This is a genomic window from Roseburia sp. OF03-24 (assembly GCF_003463035.1).
Classification (GTDB): Bacteria; Bacillota; Clostridia; order Lachnospirales; family Lachnospiraceae; genus Roseburia; species Roseburia rectibacter.
Window position 1 is genome coordinate 32,513 of sequence record NZ_QSCK01000022.1, and the last position, 24,660, is coordinate 57,172.

General features: G+C 42.8%; 24 protein-coding genes. 6 read left to right on the forward strand and 18 right to left on the reverse strand.

The annotated features are described in order from the left end of the window. Positions 1-96: 96 nt before the first annotated feature. The 4 genes from DXA60_RS12070 to DXA60_RS12085 all read right to left on the reverse strand — a co-directional run bounded on the left by DXA60_RS12070 (position 97) and on the right by DXA60_RS12085 (position 5,301). Positions 97-1,782: a S8 family peptidase gene (locus DXA60_RS12070; protein WP_241070903.1), complete on the reverse strand. Its 1,686-nt coding sequence runs from the start codon at positions 1,780-1,782 to the stop codon at positions 97-99. Positions 1,783-2,249: 467 nt separating this feature from the next. Next, positions 2,250-3,803, reverse strand: coding sequence for an ATP-dependent Clp protease ATP-binding subunit ClpX (gene clpX, locus DXA60_RS12075; RefSeq protein ID WP_117921543.1), 1,554 nt, complete (start codon positions 3,801-3,803; stop codon positions 2,250-2,252). Between the two features lie 197 nt (positions 3,804-4,000). Continuing rightward, positions 4,001-4,423 carry a hypothetical protein gene (locus DXA60_RS12080; RefSeq protein ID WP_241070902.1) on the reverse strand — a complete coding sequence of 141 codons (423 nt, stop codon included), beginning with the start codon at positions 4,421-4,423 and terminating at the stop codon, positions 4,001-4,003. Between the two features lie 95 nt (positions 4,424-4,518). Continuing rightward, the gene (locus DXA60_RS12085) at positions 4,519-5,301 is read right to left on the reverse strand and encodes an IclR family transcriptional regulator (RefSeq protein ID WP_117921547.1); all 783 of its coding nucleotides are present in this window, start codon (positions 5,299-5,301) and stop codon (positions 4,519-4,521) included. 290 nt (positions 5,302-5,591) lie between these two features. On the opposite strand from DXA60_RS12085, the gene DXA60_RS12090 reads away from it, so the two are divergent. After that, complete coding sequence (locus DXA60_RS12090; protein ID WP_117921549.1) at positions 5,592-6,554, forward strand: bifunctional 4-hydroxy-2-oxoglutarate aldolase/2-dehydro-3-deoxy-phosphogluconate aldolase; 963 nt, start codon at positions 5,592-5,594, stop codon at positions 6,552-6,554. An 88-nt stretch (positions 6,555-6,642) separates the two neighbouring features. After that, positions 6,643-7,059: an HIT family protein gene (locus DXA60_RS12095; protein WP_117921551.1), complete on the forward strand. Its 417-nt coding sequence runs from the start codon at positions 6,643-6,645 to the stop codon at positions 7,057-7,059. 3 nt (positions 7,060-7,062) lie between these two features. On the opposite strand, the gene spoVAE is transcribed toward DXA60_RS12095, so the two are convergent. From spoVAE to DXA60_RS12110, 3 genes are all read right to left on the reverse strand, one after another. Further along, a complete protein-coding gene (gene spoVAE / locus DXA60_RS12100; RefSeq protein WP_117921553.1) occupies positions 7,063-7,419 on the reverse strand; it encodes a stage V sporulation protein AE in 357 nt (118 codons plus the stop codon). A gap of 20 nt (positions 7,420-7,439) precedes the next feature. Further along, positions 7,440-8,453, reverse strand: coding sequence for a stage V sporulation protein AD (gene spoVAD, locus DXA60_RS12105; RefSeq protein ID WP_199536220.1), 1,014 nt, complete (start codon positions 8,451-8,453; stop codon positions 7,440-7,442). A gap of 125 nt (positions 8,454-8,578) precedes the next feature. After that, positions 8,579-8,788 (reverse strand): hypothetical protein, encoded by a 210-nt coding sequence (locus DXA60_RS12110; RefSeq protein ID WP_117921557.1) that lies wholly within the window; start codon positions 8,786-8,788, stop codon positions 8,579-8,581. 176 nt (positions 8,789-8,964) lie between these two features. On the opposite strand from DXA60_RS12110, the gene DXA60_RS12115 reads away from it, so the two are divergent. Further along, positions 8,965-9,426 (forward strand): helix-turn-helix transcriptional regulator, encoded by a 462-nt coding sequence (locus DXA60_RS12115; RefSeq protein ID WP_243006870.1) that lies wholly within the window; start codon positions 8,965-8,967, stop codon positions 9,424-9,426. A gap of 112 nt (positions 9,427-9,538) precedes the next feature. Here DXA60_RS12115 and DXA60_RS12120 read toward each other — a convergent pair whose 3' ends face one another. After that, positions 9,539-11,368 (reverse strand): L,D-transpeptidase family protein, encoded by a 1,830-nt coding sequence (locus tag DXA60_RS12120; RefSeq protein ID WP_117921559.1) that lies wholly within the window; start codon positions 11,366-11,368, stop codon positions 9,539-9,541. Positions 11,369-11,690: 322 nt separating this feature from the next. On the opposite strand from DXA60_RS12120, the gene DXA60_RS12125 reads away from it, so the two are divergent. Further along, complete coding sequence (locus DXA60_RS12125) at positions 11,691-12,377, forward strand: phosphatase PAP2 family protein (protein ID WP_199536221.1); 687 nt, start codon at positions 11,691-11,693, stop codon at positions 12,375-12,377. Here the strand turns inward: DXA60_RS12125 and DXA60_RS12130 are convergent. Genes DXA60_RS12130 through DXA60_RS12150 form a run of 5 tightly spaced genes read right to left on the reverse strand, consistent with a single transcriptional unit; the run spans position 12,372 to position 18,495 of the window. Further along, on the reverse strand, positions 12,372-13,652 hold the full coding sequence (locus DXA60_RS12130; RefSeq protein WP_117921561.1) for an amidohydrolase family protein: 1,281 nt from the start codon (positions 13,650-13,652) through the stop codon (positions 12,372-12,374). The two genes, DXA60_RS12125 and DXA60_RS12130, sit on opposite strands and share 6 nt — an antisense overlap. Positions 13,653-13,677: 25 nt before the next feature. Beyond that, entirely contained in the window at positions 13,678-14,856 is a 1,179-nt protein-coding gene (locus DXA60_RS12135; RefSeq protein WP_117921563.1) for an aldo/keto reductase, read from the reverse strand. After that, a complete protein-coding gene (locus tag DXA60_RS12140; protein ID WP_117921565.1) occupies positions 14,837-16,771 on the reverse strand; it encodes an NAD(+) synthase in 1,935 nt (644 codons plus the stop codon). The genes DXA60_RS12135 and DXA60_RS12140 overlap by 20 nt, the downstream gene beginning before the upstream one ends. A gap of 36 nt (positions 16,772-16,807) precedes the next feature. Continuing rightward, positions 16,808-17,683: an Hsp33 family molecular chaperone HslO gene (gene hslO, locus DXA60_RS12145; RefSeq protein WP_117921567.1), complete on the reverse strand. Its 876-nt coding sequence runs from the start codon at positions 17,681-17,683 to the stop codon at positions 16,808-16,810. A 35-nt stretch (positions 17,684-17,718) separates the two neighbouring features. Beyond that, positions 17,719-18,495 (reverse strand): class I SAM-dependent DNA methyltransferase, encoded by a 777-nt coding sequence (locus DXA60_RS12150; protein WP_117921569.1) that lies wholly within the window; start codon positions 18,493-18,495, stop codon positions 17,719-17,721. 182 nt (positions 18,496-18,677) lie between these two features. Here DXA60_RS12150 and DXA60_RS12155 point away from each other — a divergent pair, with 182 nt between their 5' ends. Continuing rightward, on the forward strand, positions 18,678-19,721 hold the full coding sequence (locus DXA60_RS12155; RefSeq protein ID WP_117921571.1) for a DUF6709 family protein: 1,044 nt from the start codon (positions 18,678-18,680) through the stop codon (positions 19,719-19,721). 171 nt (positions 19,722-19,892) lie between these two features. Here DXA60_RS12155 and ilvN read toward each other — a convergent pair whose 3' ends face one another. From ilvN to DXA60_RS12175, 4 genes are all read right to left on the reverse strand, one after another. Further along, positions 19,893-20,390, reverse strand: coding sequence for an acetolactate synthase small subunit (gene ilvN / locus DXA60_RS12160; protein ID WP_006855521.1), 498 nt, complete (start codon positions 20,388-20,390; stop codon positions 19,893-19,895). 14 nt (positions 20,391-20,404) lie between these two features. Beyond that, positions 20,405-22,126 (reverse strand): biosynthetic-type acetolactate synthase large subunit, encoded by a 1,722-nt coding sequence (ilvB, locus tag DXA60_RS12165; RefSeq protein WP_117921573.1) that lies wholly within the window; start codon positions 22,124-22,126, stop codon positions 20,405-20,407. A 78-nt stretch (positions 22,127-22,204) separates the two neighbouring features. Further along, positions 22,205-23,158: an AEC family transporter gene (locus tag DXA60_RS12170; RefSeq protein ID WP_117921575.1), complete on the reverse strand. Its 954-nt coding sequence runs from the start codon at positions 23,156-23,158 to the stop codon at positions 22,205-22,207. 31 nt (positions 23,159-23,189) lie between these two features. Next, positions 23,190-23,684, reverse strand: a complete 495-nt coding sequence (locus DXA60_RS12175; protein ID WP_186900281.1) for a dihydrofolate reductase — start codon at positions 23,682-23,684, stop codon at positions 23,190-23,192. A gap of 217 nt (positions 23,685-23,901) precedes the next feature. Between DXA60_RS12175 and DXA60_RS12180 the strand changes: the two genes are divergently transcribed. Next, positions 23,902-24,144 carry a hypothetical protein gene (locus tag DXA60_RS12180; protein WP_117921576.1) on the forward strand — a complete coding sequence of 81 codons (243 nt, stop codon included), beginning with the start codon at positions 23,902-23,904 and terminating at the stop codon, positions 24,142-24,144. A gap of 87 nt (positions 24,145-24,231) precedes the next feature. Here the strand turns inward: DXA60_RS12180 and DXA60_RS12185 are convergent, their stop codons facing one another. Then, positions 24,232-24,648 carry an FMN-binding protein gene (locus tag DXA60_RS12185; protein WP_117921613.1) on the reverse strand — a complete coding sequence of 139 codons (417 nt, stop codon included), beginning with the start codon at positions 24,646-24,648 and terminating at the stop codon, positions 24,232-24,234. Positions 24,649-24,660: the final 12 nt, after the last annotated feature.

Here is a 24,660-nt window from a genome sequence, read left to right on the forward strand (position 1 = left end):
GAAGTTTATAACCAGTTTCACAAAAATTACATAAATACAGATAAACAATCTTGCTGTTTTTTCTAAACATTTTCTAAATAATATTTCGTCGTTTTATCACAGTCTCAGGTTCTGAAATGCCCCATACACATCAAGTGTCCCATATCCCCACTCCCGGTTCGGATATGTCCGGTTTTCCGGTTTTGCAGTACCGCGGATCAACATGTTTTTGATAGATGTATGTGACATGATCGTATTATTCTGATCCACGATCGCCCACTGCATGATCTGCGCACAGGCTCCTGCTGTGATCGCTGCGGCTGCACTTGTTCCCGTAAAAGTGATAAAATTATTGCGAAGTCCGGGACCATAAACATCCACCGCCGGTGCCACAAAATCGGGTTTGATCTCTCCTGTCGTAGTATAACCTCTTCCGGAATCCGCATAGATACTGGTGTTCGATGCCTGATAACCGCCCACTGTGATGACCTGTCTTGCCGCACTGGGGGAAGTCAGTGTAATTTCCGGATTCGACCGAAGGAAAAAATTATTGCCATCTGTCATTTCTTTCAAAGGAAGCCAGAGATGATAATTTCCGGTGACAGTAAGCTGTGGAAAAATACGTATTGTCCAAAGTCCCGGTGTCGGTCTTATAAACCGGAAAAAAATCAGCTGGCTTGACGTTTCTTTCATATCGATCCGGTAATCTACCGTGATCGTCGTCCCCTCAAAAATAAAGTTAAACTGCTCTGATGCCCCACGGCGCACCGAAATCCGCGGAATCTGCTCTCCTGATGGTGAAATTACCGCAACCGCATACAGTTCCGGCGCAGATGCCCACAGTTCCACAAAAAAACCTTTCGTATTTTGCTCTACCGTGATTTCTGCATCCTCATGCTCCATCTCCCCTATGATACGTCCCTGAAAATGATGTCTTGCATTCGCCTCGTTTCCGGCTGCAACCACAACGACTCGTTTTCTTCTTCCGCACATATAATTAAGATAAGAAGGAAGAAAACCCTCACTCGCATGGCTCCCGGCACTGTTTCCTAATGCCATGCATATGACAAGCGGACGATTCAAAATATTTGCTACACTGTTTAAATAAGAAACTGCCATCATAATATCATTTTCCTGATATGCCGGAACACCGTCCTTCACAAAAAAGAAATCCCGAAGATACTGCTTTGCCTCTTTTAATTTTATCATAATGATCTCAGACTGGGGTGCCGCCCCGACAAAATCACCGTTTTCACTCTCACTTGCACATGCCACTCCTGCAAGAAATGTACCATGTCCATTGGTATCACGCGACGGCACGATATCGTACGGGTCTTCGGAAAATAACGCCGCATTGATCTGTTCTTTTGTATACTCTGCCCCATATAAAATACCCGCTGGTGGCGTTCCATCCTGTATCGTCTGATCCCAGATACGGACGATCCGGCTGCTCCCGTCACTGTAGCGAAATGCCGGATTGGTATAATCAATCCCCGTATCAATAAATCCGATCAGCACACCGTTTCCCTTTAATGCAAGAACAGGCTGATTCTGCATTTTTAAAATACCGGACACCTCAAGTGCTGTCCGATCCAGCAGTCCATAACATTTTGGGATCTCAGAATAAGAATAACCGCCTACACTAAGCGGAGGTAATCTCTCCCTCGGATAATAATAGATATCATACCCTTCATCGATTCTCTGGATACAAGCCTCTGCGATCGTCTGTCCACTGGTTTCCTCATAAGATACGATAAAATCAAAAAAATCATCAGAATATACCTGTTCCCTGCAATCTGCCATAAATAAAAAAACTCCAGTCATCTATTCAATTACTAAATAGATGCCGGAATCTTTTACTTTAGAACCATATTTTTTATTTTAATTCGAACTTCTGCACAAGTTCATTTAATGTAACTGACTGTGCTGTCTCCTGCATCATAATCATCTCCGGAGATCGTGTCACCTGATGTAATAGATACATTACTGTCAATGTCCGCAACAAATACGCCCTAAATGTTTTATAAATTGAAAAAACTCCGGTCATCTGTTTATCGTAAAACAGATGCCGGAGTGCCCGTTACAGACTTATTTAATTGTATTATTCGAAAGCCGCGATCTCCGGAGCTTTCTGTTCCCCGATCTGTGGTTACTGTTCACACTTCCAGTGTGACCAGCAACGATTACAGCCCATGAAAAGTGCCTCTTCGAGGCAGGGGCTGTAATCTCACAACAATATACACTACGGCGCATAGCTTGACAGCAAAGTGTCAAGCTTGCGTCTGAACAGCAGCAATCTGTGCACAGCCACGCATCGTAATAAGCGGACCGCCTTTTTTCTCCACATACTCTTTCGTAATGGTTACCATACCGATATTGTCATCTTTCGGAATTTCATACATGATGTCAAGCATAAATTCCTCGATGATCGCGCGAAGTGCACGCGCACCGACTTTCTTTTCCTTCGCCTGCTTTGCGATCGCCATCAACGCATCATCCTCAAATTTGAGTCTTACCTCATCCATGGCAAGCAGCTTCTGATACTGTTTTAAAATCGCATTTTTCGGTTCTTTCAAAATGCGTACCAGCATATCTTCTGTAAGTGCTTCTAGCGTAAACATGATCGGCAGACGTCCTAAGAACTCAGGTATCATGCCAAACTTACGCACATCTTCTGTAGTCACTTTCTGCAGGATATTTTCGTCCTGATCATATTTATCCTTTAATTCTGATTTAAAGCCGATCGACGCAGACTTATTGAGACGTTCCTTAATGATATCCTCTAACTCCGGGAATGCACCTCCACAGATAAAAAGGATATTCTTTGTGTTGACCATAGTCATCGGTACCATCGCATTCTTACTGCTGGCTCCGACAGGCACCTCAACTTCTGCACCCTCTAACAGTTTTAACATTCCCTGCTGTACGGACTCACCGCTGACATCACGCTGGTTCGTATTGCGTTTCTTGGCGATCTTATCGATTTCATCGATAAAAATAATACCGTGCTCTGCGCGCTCCACATCATTATCTGCTGCGGCAAGCAGCTTACTTACAACGCTCTCGATATCATCACCGATATATCCTGCCTCTGTCAGGGATGTTGCATCTGTGATGGCAAGCGGCACATCTAAAAGTTTTGCAAGTGTTTTCACCAGATAAGTCTTACCGGAACCGGTCGGTCCGATCATTAACATATTGGATTTTTCAATCTCAATACCATCCTTCTCATCTGATGCGATTCTCTTATAGTGATTGTAGACAGCAACAGACATAACCTTCTTTGCGTGCTCCTGTCCTACTACGTACTCATCTAACGATGCCTTGATCTTATGCGGTGCCGGGATCTTTTTGATATCAAGCACCGGCTCTTTATTTTCTTTTGGCTTTTTCTTTTTGATCTTCTGGTTATTCGGAATAAATCCCTGCATCCCCTGAAGATCTGACAGATTGATCATGCTGATATTCGGCATCTTGCCCATATTCATGTTCAGCATATCATCCATGGAAAATCCTGTCTGGTTCATACTGTCAAAAGTTTTCTGCATGCAATCCTGACAGATACAGATATTATTCGGTATCCGTATCATCTTTCCTGCAATATGTTCCGGTCTGCGGCAGATATAGCAGATATCTTCGTATTCCGTTTCTTTCTCCTCCGGTGTGTCTGCATTTGTCACTTCTGCCTCTGCGGTTTCTTTTTCATGTTCTGATACATCATGGGTATCACTACTGTTTTCCTGTCCGTTTATTTCGTCCTTTGAACTTGTAGAAACTGTTGTTGCTTCATCCTCTGTTACTTCTCTATAATCATTATTATTCATCTGAAAATCTCCTAAATCATTCCATTCATCTATCTTTAAAACAGACTTATTTAAGACATTGTACCGCAAAATATCTGCAATCACAAGGAAATCAGGAAGATTTCATTTTTATTTAAGGATTTCTGCGAATATTCTGTAGCAGAAAAAATCCGGGCATTCCTTTCACCGAAAGGTCATACCCGGAGATTCCACATCCGTTATCTTGCACTGTTATCAGTAGCATTTCCACTATTGTTATTATTTCCGGTTGCATCATCCACACCGTTTTCAACACCGTCGATAATATCTTTTCCCGCATCACCGATGCCGTCTACTACATCATCCACAACAGCACCACCGTCTGTGTCATTGCCATTGTTATTATTTACGGTTCCATTCGTGCCATTTGCGTTGGTATCATTCATTGTATCAGTTCCATTCACATTGGTATCATTCATACCATTTTCGGTAGCATTAACACCATTTTCCGTGTTACCTTTTACCTGATTTTCCGTACCTACAGCCGGATTATTTCCATTGTTATTGGTATCCGTGTTGTTACTGTTTGTGCCGCATGCGGTCAGTGCACTAAGAGACAATGTAAGCACCAGGCATGCCGCAAGCATTTTGAATTTTTTCATGGTCATTCTTCTCCTTTACTTTACAAGAAATTATTTGTAACCGCTCAAAAACTCTCTGAACCATTACCTTTTCAAGGATAGTATGACCAACTCTGCTATTTTCTATACCAGCCTAATTCCATGGATAATTCTTCCTGTACTTTTTTGACATCCACAGACAGCTCTTCCACGCGCTCTCGCGTCATCCGGCTGGTCGGACCGGAAATACTGAATGCATATTTTACTTCATTATGATAATCACGAAGACTCGCCGCGATGCAGCGCACACCTTCTTCATTTTCTTCATCATCAAGCGCATAGCCATTCTTTTTTGCTTCTTTTAACACCCGAAGCATCTCATCATAATCTGTGATCGTATGCTCTGTCTTTTTTTCGATGATGCTCTCATTCCAGATCTGTTTCACTTCCGACTCCGGAAGTTCTGCCATGATCGCTTTACCCACACCGGAACAATACATCGGATGCACCATACCAACATGGGACACCATGCGGATCGTACCAATCTTTGCTTCTATTTTATAAATATATAAAATATTATTTCCTTCCCGCTGCACTAAATGCACCGTTTCCCCGCTGATATCTGACAAACGTTCCATATATGGTTTCGCGACCTGTAAAATATCCATGCGGTCAAGCATTTTTCCTGCCATGCTTACTATTTTATAGGAAAGCATATACTTCTGGGATACCTCATCCTGCTTTGCATATCCCATATAGACTAAAGACATCAGAAGGCGATGTACCGTGCTTTTGTGAAGTCCTAATGCTGTGCTGATCTCCATCAGTCCCATCTCACCGTGATCGGCCAGCATTTCCATTACCTGAAAAATGCGCTCTGCCGACTGCACCGGATTTTTTGTTTCTTTCTGTTCTGCCATAATTACCTCATATTCTATGTAAGGTATCAGTTATTTTTCCAATACCTGTCTTTTAGGTTTCATAATTCACATTATTGTTTCATTATATGAAACCATATGACATCATAACATGACCTTCCAATAAAAGTCAAATTTTTGTTTTTTGCAAAATACAACATTTTCTTTCCCTAAATTATTGACAAGGCATTTTGTAATGTTATAATACTATTGTACCGTTGTATGAAACAATGTTTCATATTACGAAACCAATTTAAGAACCTTAAAATTATTCAAAATAAAGGAGAAGAATTATGAACAAAGTATTAGAAGAGTTTTCCAAAATCGGTATTATCCCGGTTATCGCACTTGACAATGTAGAGGATGCTGCACCTTTAGCAAAAGCATTATGCGACGGTGGTCTCCCATGTGCAGAAGTTACTTTCCGTACAGCAGCTGCTGAGGAATCTATCCGCATCATGTCCGAGCAGTTCCCGGAGATGTTAGTAGGTGCAGGTACTGTTCTTACCACAGAGCAGGTTGACCGTGCTGTAAATGCAGGCGCTAAATTTATCGTAAGCCCTGGTTTAAATCCAAAAGTTGTAAAATACTGTGTAGAAAAAGGAATCCCGGTAACTCCTGGATGTTCTAACCCAAGCGACGTTGAAGTTGCGATCGAACTTGGTCTTGACGTTGTTAAATTCTTCCCGGCAGAAGCTGCAGGCGGACTTAGCATGATCAAATCCATGGCAGCTCCTTATACCAAAATGAAATTCATGCCGACCGGCGGTATCAATGCAAAGAACTTAACAAGCTATCTTGATTTCAAGAAGATCATCGCATGCGGTGGATCCTGGATGGTTAACAAAGACATGATCGCAGCAAAAGACTGGGCTGGCATCACAGCTTTAACAAAAGAGGCTGTTTCTACCATGTTAGGTTTCAAACTGTTACATGTAGGTGTAAACAACGCTTCTGAGGAAGTAGCTGCTGCTGAGTCAGCAAAATTCGCAACTTTACTTGGTGAAAACGTAAAAGTTGGAAACAGCTCCATGTTCGTAGGTTCCCTGATCGAAATGATGAAAAATCCGGGACGTGGAACCAATGGTCATATCTGCATCCAGACTAACTACTTAGACCGCGCTATTTATCATCTTGAGAAACGTGGTTTCGTATTTGACGAATCTTCTTTCAAATACAATGACAAGGGCGAACTTACTGTTGCCTACTTAAAAGACGAGATCGCAGGTTTCGCAATTCACTTCAACCAGAAATAATTTTAAAAAATCAGGTCTGCACCGGTCTATGATTTGTGCAGACCTTTTTTTCAATGTTAAATAAAAAAACAGACACGGGAGGTTTCTTATGGATCAGAATTGTGCATATTGTATGGAGGGCGAATTAGTTGCCCAGTTTGGTATTAAAATCTGTGAACTGCCAAGTTCAAAGGTATATCTTTTTAAAGAGCAGAGCCACAAAGGCCGTGTAATCGTTGCACACAAAAAACATGTCAGTGAGATCACCGAGCTGACCGCCGAAGAACGTGCTGCTTACATTGAAGATATCAATCATGTGGCAGAAGCACTTCACAAAGCATTTCACCCGCAGAAAGTTAATTATGGTGCTTACGGTGATACAGGTCATCATCTGCATTTCCACCTCGTTCCAAAATATACAGACGGTTACGAGTGGGGAGGCACATTTGCCATGAATCCGGGAGAAAAATTCCTGTCAGAGGAAGAATATGCTACATTGATCGAAGAGATCAAAAAATACTTATAAAGTCTATTTTTTCATCTTAGGCTGAAAAATAATACTTGCAAGATATGCAAAGACCAGTGCCGCTGAAATACCAGCGGCACTTGCTTTTAAGCCGCCTAAAAAGATCCCAAGAAAACCATATTCATCTACTGCTTCTTTCACACCCTTAAACAAGGTATTTCCAAATCCAAGCAACGGAACACTTGCTCCCGCTCCTGCAAATTCAATAAACGGCTGATAAATTCCCAACGCTCCAAGCAGCGCACCAAGACACACCAGCATGACCATAATTCTGCCCGGAAGCATCTTCGTTTTTTCCATTAAAATCTGTACCAGTGCACAGATCGCACCTCCCACCCAGAATGCATTGACATAATCCATGATTTTTTCTTTCCTCCTTTTTAATCTGCATGCTCGATCACAACACCATGTGCGATTCCAGGCACCGTTTTTCCCTCATTAAAAGATACCGTGGAAAGCAGTGCACCGGTCGGTACGAATAAGATACGGCGTAATTTTCCCATCTCAACCTGCTTTAAGAAATGTCCTGCAAGTGTCACGGCAGAGCAGCCGCATCCTGAGCCTCCGGCGCCGGTTTTCTGTGCTTTACTCTCAAAGATCAGCATACCACAGTCTAAATGCTCCTGGCTGATATCATATCCTTCTTTCTTTAAAAGATCGATCAGTATCTCCTGTCCCACACTTCCAAGATCCCCGGTAATAATTTGATCATAGTCCTCCGGTTTCCGTCCGAAATCTTTGAAATTCTGACAGATCGTATCTGCTGCCGCAGGTGCCATTGCCGCCCCCATATTCATGGAATCTTTAATTCCATAATCCATGATCTTACCGGTCGTGATTCCAGTGATACAGGCACTGCTTTTCCTTTTTCCAAGCACATACGCACCACTCCCTGTCACCGTCCATGTTGCTGACATTGGTCTCTGGTTTGCATATTCCAGCGGAAACCGGAATTGTTTTTCGGCACTTGCAAAATGACTCGACGTCATTGCCACAACGTAATCTGCATATCCTGCCGCAACACACATTGCACCAAGTGAAAGTGCCTCGCCACAGGTACTGCATGCACCGTACAGCCCAAAGAGCGGTACCTGATAATCCATAAGTCCAAATGAGGTTGCAATATTTTGTCCCAGGAGATCCCCTGAAAAAAGATAGCGGATATCTTCTTTAAAAAGTCCTGCTTTACCAACCGCCATCCCAAAGGCCTCTTTCTGAAGCGTACTCTCAGCCTCTTCCCATGTATTCTGTCCGAATTTATCATCTTCACCGATCAGGTCAAAACAATCTCCCAGTGGCCCTTCTCCCTCTTTTTTTCCAACAATGCTTGCGCTGCTTATGATATAAGGCGGCTCCTTAAAATAAATACTCTGTTTTCCCATCTGCATGCTCATATGATTCTCCATTTCCAGATCTAATTACAGCATTGTTTTTTCAAACATCATGCTCTCTATATGCTTTAGCATGTACATTTTGCAGATATTTATACCAGAGTCTTCATCTACTTGCACTTCATTTATTACACTTTATTTATCACGCTTCGCACCTGCTCCGGCTGTATGCCAAGACACACACATAAAGTAAGAAATTCCTCCGCATCCAGTGGTTCTTCATAATCCTCCCGCAGTTTTCCCGCATCGATGCCCGCATGTGCCGCAAGCGATTTTGCATCCATCCGGTTTTCTTCTATATAACGGATCATATAATCAGTCACTTTTGATTTTCCCATGTTATCGCACCTCTTCTACAAAAATCTGTTTTCCCTTATTTTATTCTTTAGCTTTAGGAATTGCAATTATATTTTTCTCTCATATTAAGAACTCGTTGACTGATAAAATGAGGTGGGATATGATACGGTTACAAAGCATTTTGACTGCTTTAAAATGCAATAGAACGGAGATCAACATGAAAAATCAGAATATAGCAAAGGTTTTAAAAGAATATCGTAAACGTAATCATCTGTCTGTCAATGATGTATCTCTCCTGTTGGACGAACGTTCTTTTACCGCTGCTCCAAAGACAATTTACGGTTGGGAAAGCGGGCAGGCAAATCCAAGTGCAGATATCCTATTAACACTCTGTGATATATATAATATTACCGATATTCTTGACGCATTCGGTTATGACAGTAATGAAAATTTTCATGTAACGCCCTCTGAGCGGATGATCATCGAAGCCTACCGTGCACATCCGGAAATGCATGAGGCAGTCAGCGTTCTGTTAGGCTGCAGTGCGCCACGCAAAAATCCTGCACCTTTACACGGTACCACAATACAAAAAGACAGTTCACATAAAAAACAACACTCTGCGGAAATGAATACTTTGACCGCCCATAAGAGTATTTCTTCCAATAACCAGCATCTGTAATCTGCCACGAAAAAGCTCCTGCGCTAAACATAATGCGCAGGAGCTTTTTCTCTCTGATCTCTGTATCTGTTAAATTAGTTTTCTCATCCTCTTACCGCTCTTTATCTGTCTATTACCCCTGATCCTGTGGCTGGCTCTGGTCTGACTGCTGTCCCTGATCCTGCGGCTGGCTCTGGTCTGGCTGCTGGCTCTGATCCTGTGGCTGGCTCTGGTCTGGCTGCTGGCTCTGATCCTGCGGCTGGCTCTGGTCTGGCTGCTGGCTCTGATCCTGTGGCTGGCTCTGATCTGGCTGCTGCCCTCCATCAGCCGGCTGCTGTGCCTTCAATGCCGCAAGTGCCGCCTCTGCCGCTGTCAGTGTATCATAATTCGTTACCTGCGCCTTGTCTGCATCTGAAAGTGAATTGTACATATTTCTCGCATTCACGATTGCTGTTTCGCTCTCTAATGTTACAGGCCCGATAATACTGATCGCATTGATCACAGATGGAACATCCGCCTGGGGCTGCTGCACAACAGTCGGATTGTCACCCGGCATACGATATACTAAAACTGCATATCCCTTATCGATCGTCTCATAGATCTTCTTTGCTGCAGATGCCGGCAGGTTGATACATCCATGAGAACCACCTGTCTTATAGATACTTCCTCCAAATTTGTTACGCCAGGTCGCATCATGCATACCTACGTCACCATTAAATGGCATCCAGTAAGTAACCGGTGTCTCATAATCCGGTCCTCTTAAAACCGCATTCATGGTCTTATAAGTCAGTCCGAATGCACCTGTCGGAGTATCATGCCCTTTTGCAAGATTTCCTGAAACAAAATCACTTTCCACCACCAGCTTTCCATCTTTATAGAGGAATAAATGCTGGTTTGTCAGATTGATCTCAACGTAAGAATCACCATAGTCATGCTCTCCATGACTGTTCGCAGTTGTGAGATATACCGGCTCTCTTTCCACGTCTTTTCCTGCTTTTAAATCTGCTAAAATCTGTTCTACTTCTCCACTGTTGTCAATTCTCCAGCCATAAAAACCACCTGTGACCGTAACTGTCGTACCGTAAGAAGTTTTTAATTCTTTCGGGGAATAGGCTGTGTTATATTTTTTTGCCAGCGTCTTTACAAATGCAAGCACTTCTTCCTCATCAATGGAAACCTTTTCATCGGTACCCTCAGAAAGCCAGGTACTGATCGTAGTTCCATCCAAGACTTCCTTATCATCCCCAAAGTCATATGTAATCGTAACACCTACATACTGGTTTAACGTGTCAATCAAATCCAGCAGATCTTTGTCATCATCTCCGACTGCAGGCTTCCGATAACAGTCGCTCTGCTCTAGATCAACGGTTTCATCCAGTACTAAAATGGCGTCACTTACTGCCTTTTTCACTTTTGCCGCATCAACCTCTGTTCCATAATCGGCCGGGACAAGTGCATAACCGTTTTCTTTTGTATAATCAGCATAAGTCGCATCCACCGGTGTGCGCTGATCTTTCATACATGGTAAATTACTGACTGCCTCATTCAGTTTCTGCTCATCATAGGATACAACCTTTTCCAGTTCAAACTCCTGCTTCTGAAACATCCGTATCAGCCAGGAAAAGCCATTCTGCTCATTTAAAAGTGTTTCTATCTCACCCTGGAATACAGGCTCCATATCAATATCCGAACCTGCGATCGTTCCATTTTTATCCTCACGTGCAGTAACTGTCAGCTGGTAATTTTTCATTTCAGTCCGAAAAGCATCCTCGACTTTTTCCACACTGCTGCCACCGACAGCAATTCCATCAATAGACGTTCCAAAGCAAAAATGACTTTCAAAATAAATCGCAAAACCGACATAAATCACTGCGATCGCCGTCATAATGCATGTAAGCACCAGTCCCGTATAATTTTTCCCGGACGCAGCCTGCTGCTTTTTCCGCTTATTTTTTTCTTTCATTCTCCTAAATATCCTTTCATCCCATGTGTAAAGATATGTTGTATCGCATAAAATATGCAAACGGACACCTACTCTATTATAATATCCCGCAAAGTCTTGTCAACAAATTGTCCAAATCGTAACATTAAATTAAGAATTCGTTCTTTTTTCGCATTGTTCTGTAATAAAAAAAACCGTCAAACTCCCCAAAAACACTGGTCATAGCTTAAAGTTTTCTTAAATTTTAAATAATCTTTCTTAAAATAAGAAAAAGGTAATTGTTTCTGAAAAATTGCTGTGCTATAATCCCTATCGTTGAGATTAATGAAAAGAGGGTGAAACCGTGAAAACAAAGACACGTGATGCGGTCAACGCATTTATCGAGAGAAACAAACATGCTCTTCTTTTGCTTTATTTCATGATTTATCTGCCATGGTTTGGTCATTTAGAGAGAACCGTTACCACACATTTTCATGTGATCCATGTTGCACTGGATGATTATATTCCTTTCTGTGAATATTTTATCATTCCATACTTCTTATGGTTTGGATATGTGGCATGGGGACTTGGTTACTTCTACTTTAAAAATAAAGATGAATATTTCCGTTTATGCACCATGTTATTTACCGGTATGACGATCTTTCTGATCGTTTCTACCATTTATCCAAACGGGCATTATTTAAGACCGACTACCTTTGTACGTGATAATGTATTTGTACATATGGTAAAATGGCTTTACGCAACTGATACAGCAACGAATCTTTTTCCGAGCATTCACGTTTACAATTCCATTGCCGTCAATTTAGCTGTATGGCACAGTGGGAATTTCCGTGATAAAAAAGTTATCCGGATCGGCTCTGCTGTTCTTATGGTAAGTATTATTCTTTCTACCATGTTTTTAAAACAGCACTCTGTATTCGATGTTGTTACCGGAATCATCATGGCAGTATTTATGTATATGCTTGTTTATGTACAGAATCCGGCACGTATGCCGGCTGGCGAGCGCAAATACGAGCGCAAATTTTTATAATTTGCACTCGTATCCCGCTACATATTTCGCACAGACTGTCATCAAATTCTCATCATACATCATCCGCTGTGTGCGCTCTATTGGTGTATATTTTCTGACTTCCTTCGATATATGATCTTCTACTACTACCGCATCAAATTCATATCCATCCAAAAAAGTACCAACTTTTCCAAAATAGCTTCCGCCTCCGGCTGTTGCTAAATAGAATGCCTCTGCAAACGTCAGCGGCTTGCTGTTTTCATCGATCAGACGCCAGTACATTTTTGAAACCTGTACTGCTAATGTCAACGCTTTTGCCATGGATAAAGATGAGCCTCCCGCCACATCAGAGCCAAGTCCGACCGCAATACCATCTTCTAAAAACTTCCGGATTGGTGCGATACCGGAGGAAAGATTTAAGTTTGATTCCGGACAGTGCGCCACATAGACACCATGTTCTTTCAAAAGATCCATCTCATCTTCACTGTAAATACAGTGAGCCATGATCGCCGGATGCTCCTTATCTCCTAACATATCAAAAATGGCATAAGCATCTGCATAATTTTTTGCCGCCGGAACAAGTTCTTTTACCCAGGCAACCTCAGACGGATTTTCCGACAGGTGAGACTGCACACGAAGCCCGGTGGTCTTCTGCAGTTTTGCAAGTGCCATCATCAGCTCATCCGTACAGCTTGGAATAAATCGAGGCGTTAAGATCGGTTTTGTTCTTTCATATTTTCCGGCTGTCTCATCAATCCACTTTTTTGTGTTCTCCGCTGCTGTCAGCGCATCTGCCTCGCATAGATTTTCACCGCCATTGCGATCCATATCTACCTTACCGACATAGCTTACAACTCCGCTCTCTTCCAAAAGATTCATCAACATGATCGTCGCTTTCCTGTGAAGCGTTGCAAAAATACATGCACGTGTCGTCAGACTGTGTTTCAGATCAGACACAAAATTCCCATATGCACGTTTTGCATAGGAGATATCCACATATTTTGCCTCTTCCGGAAAAGTATGCACATTCAGCCAGTCTAGAAGTTCTAAATCCATGCCAAGCCCGCGGAAGGTATATTGTGGGGCATGCACATGAAGATCCGTCATGCCCGGAAGAATGATCTTATCTCCGTAATCTGTAATCGGCAGTTTTTCATACTGCTGCGGCAGCTTTTCAAATGCACCTCTACAGATACCGTTTTCACAAACAATATAACCTCCTTCCATGCTGTACAGTTCTTTATTTTCTCCTGAAAATACAATATTTCCTTTTAAAACAAAACTCTTTTTTTCCAATACTTTTTATCCTTTTCTTTTTGTCTTACCATAATTTGAAAATCCGGATCGCAGATTTCATTACTTTATATTTCACATCTTCCAGTTCTGATGCCGCACACTTTAGCTCTTTTCGGATTTCAAGATGCTGTGGACAATGTGTCTCACATTTTCCGCATCCGATACACTGGGATGCACTTGCCGTGTCCTTACGGAAAGCCGTGCATTGTAAGTAATCCCTGCGCCCAGATTTTTTTCCTTCTGAGTACATTGCATTATAGCAGCGGAATGTTCCCGGTATATCCACACCTCGCGGACACGGCATACAGTATCCGCAGCCGGTACATCCGACTTTCACGTGCTTTTTGATTTCTTCCTTTACCTGTTCGATCAGCGCAGCATCCGATGTCGTCAGACAGCCCACATGAGACTCTGAGGCAGTCTTTACATTCTGTTCTACCATTTCCATGGAATTCATTCCTGAAAGTACACAGGTCACTTCCGGCTGGTTATAAAGCCATTTTAAGGCGAGTTCTGCCGGTGTACGTCCTTCTTCATCGTTACGGAACAGCTCTTTTGCAGATTCCGGCAGAAGATTTACAAGCCTGCCTCCCCTAAGCGGCTCCATGATAATAACAGGAAGTCCTTTCGCATTTGCATAGCGCAGTCCCTCCACGCCTGCCTGTGAGTATTCATCGATATAATTATACTGGATCTGGCAGAAATCCCAGTCATAAGCGTCCACAAGCTGTTTGAACATCTCGGTATTCCCATGATAGGAAAATCCGATATTACGGATCTGACCGGACGCTAACTTTTCCTCGATCCAGTGCTGCATACCGATCTTTTTTAATTTTTCCCAGGTTGGAATATCGGTGAGCATATGCATCAGATAATAATCGATATAATCGGTCTTTAATCTGCGAAGTTCCTCCTGAAACATCTTTTCCGCACCTGCGACCGACTTGATCAGATAATGCGGCAGTTTAGTTGCAAGATAGATCTGCTCCCTGCAATGGTTGCGGTTTAAGATCTCTCCAACTGCCACTTCATTGCCTGCATAAACATATGCGGTGTCAAAATAATTCACACCTGCTTTTATCGCAGCCATCACTTCTTTTTCTGCTTTATCAATTTCCACACTGCTGCCGTTTTTGGTAAAACGCATACATCCATATCCCAAAACAGAAATTTCATTTCCTTTTTTATCCCTGCGATACTGCATCCTTTAACTCCTCCAGTTCTGATAACCATATAGCAGCACACGCATCCGACGGCATACGCAGATCTCCGCGCGGAGATACTGCAACACTTCCAACCTTCGGTCCGTCCGGCAGACAGGAACGCTTAAACTGCTGCGCAAAGAACCGGCGGTAAAATGTCTCTAACCACTTAAAAATCGTCGCATCATCATAAGTTCCGGCAAAAGCCTGTTTTGCCAGACGGTAAACCTTTGCCGGTGCATAGGAAAGACGCAGCATATGATACAGATAAAAATCATGCAGTTCATAAGGACCGACCAGATCTTCCGTTTTCTGTGAGATCTTTCCGTCCTCCGGCGGTAAAAGTTCCGGTGAAACCGGTGTGTCAAGCACATCAAGAAGAACCTGTTTTAATGTTTCATCCCCACAGGTATCTGCATAATAGCGTACCAGATGGCGCACTAACGTCTTTGGCACCGATGCATTGACTGCATACATGGACATATGATCTCCATTATAAGTTGCCCATCCAAGCGCAAGCTCCGAGAGATCACCGGTTCCGATGACCATACCGCCGGATTTATTTGCAATATCCATCAATATCTGCGTACGCTCTCTCGCCTGTCCGTTTTCATAAGTCACATCATGCACGGATGGATTCTGTCCGATATCACGGAAATGGACGTTAACAGCGTCTTTAATATCAACCTCTGTAAAGTCCGCTCCAAGACAGCGGATCAGTGATACAGCGTTATCATAGGTACGGTCTGTCGTACCAAATCCCGGCATCGTAACTGCCTTGATATTGCCATGATCCATTCCAAGAGCATCAAAAGCACGCACGGTAACAAGAAGTGCCAGTGTGGAATCGAGTCCTCCGGAAATTCCGATCACCGCAGATTTACAGTGTGTATGCTCTAAACGTTTTTTCAGTCCCATTGACTGAATGGATAATATCTCTTCACAACGCAGTGTTCTGTCACGCTCCCCGGACGGTACAAACGGCATCGGATCGATATAACGTGTCAGTTTTGTCTCCTCCATCTTTAAGGAAAATACTGTCTCATGATACATAGGCTCTGTAGCTGTCTCAAATGTCGTCATTCTGCGGCGCTCGGACGCAAGACGCATCACATCGATCTCTGTGGATACTGTCTGTGTAGAAAAAAGCTCCGACTCTGCCAGCAGGCGGCCGTTTTCTGCGATCAGGTTATGCCCGGAATAGACAACATCCTGTGTGGATTCTCCATCTCCTGCACTCGCATAAATATAACCACAGAGCAGTCTCGCCGACTGTCCGCTCACAAGCTCCCTGCGGTAAGCCGGTTTTCCGGTTGTCTCATCCGATGCAGAGAGATTCACGATAAGAGTTGCCCCATGCACAGCATGTGAAATGCTTGGCGGATTCATCGTCCAGAGATCCTCGCAGAGCTCTGCCGCGATCACAAGTTCCGGCATTTCGAGGCAGGTAAAAAGCTGCCTTGTTCCCATTGGCACGATCATTTCTTCGGTCAGTCTCACATCAACCACTTCTTCCATGCCTCTTGTAAAATGACGTGCCTCATAAAACTCATTGTAATTCGGAAGATAGGTTTTCGGCACAATGCCAAGAATTTTTCCACGGTTTAGTGCCGCTGCCGCATTATATAATTTACCTTTATATACAAGTGGAAGACCAACAAATACGATCGCATCTATATCTGCTGTAAATTTTGCAATATTTATTAATTCATTTTTTGCCTCCCGAAGCAGCTTTTCCTGCAAAAACAGATCTCCACAGGTATACCCGGTGACACATAACTCCGGCAGAACGATCACTTTTGCTCCCTCATCTGCTGCCTCTTTGATTGCCTGGCAGATTACTTTTGCATTATATCCGGTGTCGGCAACCCTGATCTTTGGCGTTACTGCTGCAACTTTTACAAATCCCTGTCTCATTCTTTCCTCTTTTCCGGTTACGTTTTACCTTACTTTCTATTTTGCGGAACGCATTTCTTTTAACTCGTCCACATCAAAATGATATGCCTTATTACAGAACTGGCATTTTACTTCGATTGCCTCTCCGTCATTGATGATCGAATCTAAATCTTTTTTGCTCAACGTGGAGATTGCGCGTGAAACACGCTCTTTAGAACAGTCACACTCAAATGCCGCCGGAATTTTATCCGTGATCTCAAGACCAAAATCTCCTAAGATCTCCTCTAAGATCTGCTCCGGTGTCATGCCCTGTTCTAACATTTCTGTCACGGATGCGATCTCTTTGATCTTATTTTCCAGTTTCTCGATGATCTCATCACTGGTAAATGGCATAAGCTGGATAATAAAACCGCCTGCCTGACGCACTGACAGATCTGTATCTACTAAAACTCCAAGTCCTACTGCGGACGGAATCTGCTCGGATGTCGCAAAATAATACGTCAGATCCTCTGCAATCTCTCCCGTCTGCAGCGCGATCTGTCCCACATACGGTTCTTTTAACCCCATATCTTTAATTACACTCATCACACCAAGTCCGAGTGCACCGCCCACGTCTAATTTGCCCTGTGCATTTAACGGCAGTTCTACCTGGGACTCCATCGGAAATCCCTTGACATGACCATGGGAGTCAGCAGTCACGGTAAGTCCTTTTGCAGGACCGCCGCACTGGATCTGGATCGTTAAAAGATCCTTCTCCCCCTTCATCATTGTTCCCATCATTGCTGCACCACTCAAAAGACGTCCTAACGCTGCTGTAATGACCGGTCTTGTTTCATGGTCACGTCTTGCCTCTTCCACCAGCTCTTTTGAATTAATGGCAAATGCACGGATCTGGCTGTCTGCCGCTGTTGCTCTTACAATATAATCACTCATATTTTATCCTCCATTTTCGTACTATATTTATAATTTTATTCAGTTATTTCTGTCTTTCCGGCATTACTCCTCGCAATCACATAGATGCGCTCACTTTCCTCTTTTACCGGTTCTCTCGTAAATGCGTCATATGCTGCGACGAGTTCAAGTCCCGCCTGTTCTAAGAGATGTTTTACGTTTTCTAACGCATATGCACGCTGATAATGCGTCTCTTCAAACTTACGATAAAGCCCCTCTTCTTCGCGGATAAAAAGTGTCAGATCGTATTCGTTGATCTGTTCTTCTTCATCAAAGTAATTGTCCCAGATAAAACTGCCTTCCTCACGGTTCTCTGCAATCGTCGTCTCACCTAAAAGCTCTTTATATTTATATACTGTGTTCAGATCGAAGATAAAAATACCATCCGGGTCTAAATATTCATTTACACGATAAAACAATGAAAGCAGATCCGTCTCTTCTAGCAGATAATTCATGGAATCACAGATACTTACGACTGCACGCACACTTCCATACAGTTCAAGTTCTCTCATATCCTGCAGCAGATATAAAATCTCATCCTCCGGCATCTCCTGATATCCGGTTTCCGCTGCGATCTCTAACATTTCCGGTGAATTATCCACACCGATCACATCGTAGCCCGCTTTTTTCAACAATCTTGTGATCTTTCCTGTACCACATCCTAAATCAAGCACTGTTCCTTCACAGATCCCATATTCTTTCAGAAGTCCTATAATGTACTGGCTCCACTCTTCGTATGGAACATTATCCATGAACAGGTCATACACCTGTGCAAAACTCGTATATGCTTCCAAATTATAATCTCCTTTTAATGTTGGTTACTGCTTTTCAGTCATTTCTGCCGTACCTTTTAGTCATTTCTGCAGCACCTTTCCAAGCAAGTACCATCTTATCACAGGTTTTAGTTGAAATAAAGCAAAAAAGAATCTATACTATTAACAGTATGTCATTTTTTATTTGAGAAAAGGATTTTGATATGCCTGAAAATTACGATCATTATATCAGCAAAAATATAAAGGCGTTTTATAAACGAAGACTTGCAGCTCCGATTATTTACCTGATCGTGCTCATTCTTGCATGGCACTTTTTTTCACTGTCCTCCGTATTTTCTCCGGATATTCTGCCTGCAGATACTTCTTTAGAGACAGCTTTCCGGAATGGCGAACAGTATGTGAGCACCACGCTTTCTGATTTAAAATTTACCGGATATACACAGTCCCTTTTCGGGCACACCAACGGTTATTATTATTACACCATGCGTGCCGGAGAATGTGTCATCGTATTGTTAGCCCCAGATACAAGTGAGGAAGGTCTGCCTTCGATCGAAGATGTTACCATTCAGGGAAAGATTTCAAAGGGAAATGAAAACTTTGACACCCTGCTTTCAAACCTTTCAACCGATTTAAACTGGACAGAAAATGGTATCCGCAACAAGGTATCTTCCTATTATATCAGTGAACCCGGATTTAATCATGTTGGGAACCGGATCTTGTTTGCAGCTATTTTTATTACCGGGATTTATGCACTGCTCTGTGTCGTACTGTCTATTGTGTATATGTTTTTCCCGGTACTCTCTCCTGCCTGCCAGGATCTTGCGCTTTTTGGCAATCCGAAAAAAATGTTAGAACAGGCAGAAGAAGAACTTGCCACATTGCCGCAGCTTGCAACAGAAGATATGTTTATCACGGAACATTTTTTCATCGAAACTTCCGTTTATGGCAACGCGATCGTACCGATCGATCAGATCATATGGATCTACAAATATTCCACGCTGCACAAGTTCTTCTGGTATCATTTCAGTATCTCATATACACTGCATATCAGTGCAAATAAGCATCTGTATATCCAGTGCCCGAAAAATATCAAATCCGACATCGACGGTATCATTGATTATCTTTCGGAGGCAAACCATAATATTCTTGTGGGATTTAATGAGAAAAACCGCCTGAAAGTACAGGAAATACAGGGAACACCGATGCATTTCGAAAAATTTATCGCTTTCTTAAATAAGCGTGTATAGACAATCCCATATATTTTTCTTTCCAAATGAAAGGAGGCAGGTGAAATCATCACCCGCCTCTTTTTTTGCGTTCTGTTTTAACTATATAACCCTATTGATCCCTGTAAAATTTACTAATCTTTGCTGATTCCGTTTTTTCTGCCTATATAAACCCAACAATCCCGGAAAATTTTACCTGCACGATGTGCTGATCGACTCGATCGCCACTGCACCGCCGCGCACAACCTCGATCCGGTGGAATTTGGATTTTAACAGAGCGATCAGTTCATTGTTGCGTCGTTCTGTCAGTTTGCACTCTAAGAGTACACTGTCGTTTCCGATATCTGCCACCTGCACATTAAATACCTGTGCGATCTGGAATACTTCAAGTTTTCCAGCCTCATCGACATCTAACACTTTCGCAAATAAAATCTCCTTCATGTGGATCGGCACATCTGTAAGATCGATGACTTTAATGACCTCGACCATACGGTTCAACTGCTTTTTGATCTGCTCAAATGTGATATCATCACTGGTCACACAGATCGTCATTCTTGAAACTGTCTCATCCTCTGTTGTACCAACCGTAAGACTCTGGAGATTGTAAGATTTTCCGGAAAAAAGACCGGATACTTTTGCTAAAACGCCTACCTGGTTTTCCACATATAATGCAATCCATCTATTTTTCATATCCGTATCCTCTCCTATTTCAAAATCATCTCGTTCATTGGATTTCCGCTCTTTACCATAGGAAGTACGATCTCATCTGTGGAAATCATAAATTCAATGATCGTCGGGGCATCTGTATAAGTACGTGCCTCATCAAGTGCTGCCTGGATATCCTCCTCTTTTTCCACCCGGATACCATGTGCACCATAACTCTTCGCTAATGCAATAAAATCCGGTGTATATGGAGGGCAGGATGCATTCGGCCCCTTACAGTTCGCCGGACAGGTTCTTCTTCTCCGCAGACAGGTTGCCTCGTAACGTTTTCCATAAAACAACTGCTGCATCTGACGTACCATGCCAAGATAATAGTTATTGAACAGACAGATGATCACCGGTGCTTCCTGTACCACCGCCGTTGCCATCTCCTGAATATTCATCTGAAAACCGCCGTCACCGGTAAAGCAGACGACTTCCTTATCACGATTACCGATCTTTGCCCCGATTGCTGCCGGGAATCCAAATCCCATTGTGCCAAGTCCACCGGATGTGATCAGCTGATGCCAGGAATCTAACTCTAAGTACTGTGTTGCCCACATCTGATGCTGGCCGACATCTGTTACATAAACAGCCTCCCCAAAAGTACGGTTTACATGCTCAAATACCATCTGCGGTGTCATGCCACAGTCTCTGCGCATCTCAAGCGGATTTTTCTTATCCCACTCTGCGATTTCTTTCTGCCACTGTTCTGTATCCTTTGATTCTGCCCATTCAAGCAGCTTTTCCAACGCTAAATTAGCATCCGATACGACCGGAACATCCACAACGACATTTCTGGAAATAGATGCCGTATCCACATCGATATGCACGATCTTAGCTTTCGGTGCAAATTCATTTAAATCTCCGGTTATACGGTCATTAAATCTGGTTCCGATGGAAAAGAGCACATCACATTTGCTGACTGCCATATTTGCCGCATATTTTCCATGCATGCCACTGTTACCAACATAAAGTGGATGGCTCGTCGGGATCGAACCTTTTCCCATGATCGTCGTAACAACCGGAATCTGCATCTTCTCTGCTAACGCAAGCAGCTTATCATTTGCATGCGCAATATTGATACCACCTCCGGCAAGAATCAGCGGTTTCTTTGCGGTACGGAGCAGTTTGTATGCTTTTTTCAACTGTCCGATATGTACCGAATCATTCGGCTTATAACCACGGATCTGGATATTTGACGGATATTCTGCCGGTCCTGCTGCCGTCTGGATATCCTTTGGAATATCAATCAGTACCGGCCCAGGCTTGCCGGTGGATGCGATATAAAATGCCATCTTGATGATCCGACCTAAATCTTCTCGTCTGCGCACTGTTACGCCATATTTTGTGACACTTCTTGTCATTCCGACAATATCTACTTCCTGAAACGCATCATTTCCTATTAAAGACAGTGGAACCTGTCCCGTAAAACAAACTAACGGAATACTGTCATAATGTGCATCTGCAAGTCCTGTGATGATATTCGTTGCCCCAGGTCCGCTTGTTACCAGACATACACCGACTTTTCCGGTAGATTTCGCATACCCTTCTGCTGCATGTATCAGTCCCTGTTCATGTCTCGGCAGGACGACGTCAATACTATCCTGTTTATATAATTCATCGAAAAGATCTGTTACAGTACCGCCCGGATAACCGAAAATGGTATCCACGCCCTCTTCCTGCAGCGCTTTTACAAATAATTTTCTGCCTGTTATATCCATATCGTCCTCCCAAAAAACCAAGGTATTTTTCTTTCAAAAAACTATATCCCATCTTACCGGGAAATGCAATGATTTTATTTATCCAATCAGACCGACTGATTTTAATATAAAAATCCATCCGGTCAGCGTAAATGCTGCAAGCAGCGTTGTCGTCACGATCACACTCGCCGTCAGTACACCATCATTATTCATGCTTTTCGCCATGATATAACAGCTCGGTGTTGTCGGGGATGCAAGCATGATCAGTATCGCGATCATTTTTTCCCCGCTAAATCCCATCCAGGCTGCAACCGGAAGAAAAATAAGCGGCTGGATCACCAGTTTGATCATAGATGCCGCGATCGTCGGTTTTATTTTTGCGAGTGCTTTTCTCCCCTCAAATCCGGCTCCGATCGTGATCAGTGCAAGCGGTGTTGCCATCTGCGCCACACTGTTTACCGTCTTATTTATGATCGTTGGAAATTCGATTCCGGAAAGTCCCACGATCAGTCCCGCTAAAATACCAAGAATGATCGGATTTTTAGCAATTCCGACACATGCCTCTTTGATCTTTTCTTTTCCATTTACTCCGCTCGCATTTTCGCCCTCGAAAGTCAGCACGATCACAGAAAAAATGTTGTAAAGTGGTACCGCACTGACGATCATCAGCGGTCCCATCGCCGAAGTTCCGTAAATATTCTGGATAAAAGCAAGCCCCATGACCGCTGCACTGCTGCGGAACGATGCCTGCACAAATGCGCCCCGCATGGACTTATCTTTCAGAAAAAGTTTCACACCACCCCAGATCAGCCAGAAACATGCTGTACTTACCAGTGCACAGAATAACACATATTTTAAATCAAATACTTCTCTGATATCCACACCTGCGATATCGCGAAACAGCATAAACGGCAGCGTCACCTTAAAATTAAAACGATTTGCCACCGTAACAAAATTGTCATTTAACATTCCGATCTGTTTTAAAAAATAACCGATGACCATAACTAAAAAAATCGGGAACGTCACATTGATACTGTAAATAAAATTTTCCATCTTCGCTGCACTGCTTTCCGTTTTAGTTTATTTATTTTCTGACTCTCTCATACCGGTAAAAATAATACTCCAGATCAAAATATGTCTGTTCTTCACTGTCCGCTGTTACCTGCCATGCCGGATCTGCATCCAGATCCGGAAAATGTGCATCTGCATCATATGCAAAATCAATCTTTGTGACATGTGCCACATCACACTCATCAATGAGCTGCCTATATACGGATTCGCCGCCGATCACATAAATATCTTCACTATCGTACTTTTTCAGTTCTTCATGAAGTTCTTCCATATCATGTACGATCAAAGCTCCCGGAACCCGGAACTTTTTATCATGTGTCAGCACAATATTCGTCCGCCCCATCAGTGGAAGTCCATTCGGAAATGTTTCTAACGTTTTCCGCCCCATCACAACTACTTTTCCCATCGTTGTTTCACGGAAAAACTTTTGATCTGCCGGAATCCGGACTAACAATTCATTTTTATTACCGATCGCCCAGTTTTCATCTGCTGCAACAATTATATTCATAAAAATTTCTATCCTCCATCCACAATACACTTCTTTCCCTGTGCATTGTTGTTTTCTGTCTGTCCATACTCTTTCAAACTCTCATTTTAACCAATTTCCCCAAAAATGACAAGGTGTATTTCTATTGCTTTTTGGGGCAGAATGGGGTATATTATCAATATGTTTATATGATTTTTACCTATGCATCAGCATGTAAATAATAATACGGAGGATAATTATGAGTCAGGCAAAAGTTGACCGCTATAAAGAAGAGAAAGCAAACCGCAAAAAGATTCTCGCAAAGGAAAAAAGAAAACGCATCGCAGGTATTATCTGTGGATGGGTAATCGCAGTCCTTATCGTTGGCTGGGCAGGATATTCCGGTTATCATGCATATGAAAAGAGCAGACCGATCAAAACGATCTATGCCAATCTTGACGCAGTAAATGATTATATGAATACACTCGATACAGAAGAATAACATTTCAACAAAAAGGTTCCGGAACATCCGGAACCTTTTTTACATAACATATCATCTGCAGACCAGCCATTCTTTTTCCATGCTCTGTCAATCTGCTTCCCCCTCTGCGATCTCTGCTTTTGCAAGTGCATTCTCGATCGCATTTAACAGTACGACCGATGTATACTGATTATCCTTATTATATGTAATTCCTTCCGTTGACTGCTGTTTTATCACCTGTTCGCTGACATTTTCCAATGCCGGTTCCATAAGCGGATACATTGTCGCTACTGTTTCATCCAGACTGAGCAGGGAAATAGATTGTATACGATTTTCATCTACAATGACCTGTATATCAGCTGACTGACTGCCCATCATTACCGACGATGTATATACACCTGCTGTATACTGCATCGTTGGCTCTGCCCCATTCTTCTGTTTTTTCGGCAAAAACATGAAAAGCAGCAATATAATCAATACGATCCCAAGTCCGACAAATATCGCTGTATAGATAACCTCCTTCATATGAAGGACTAC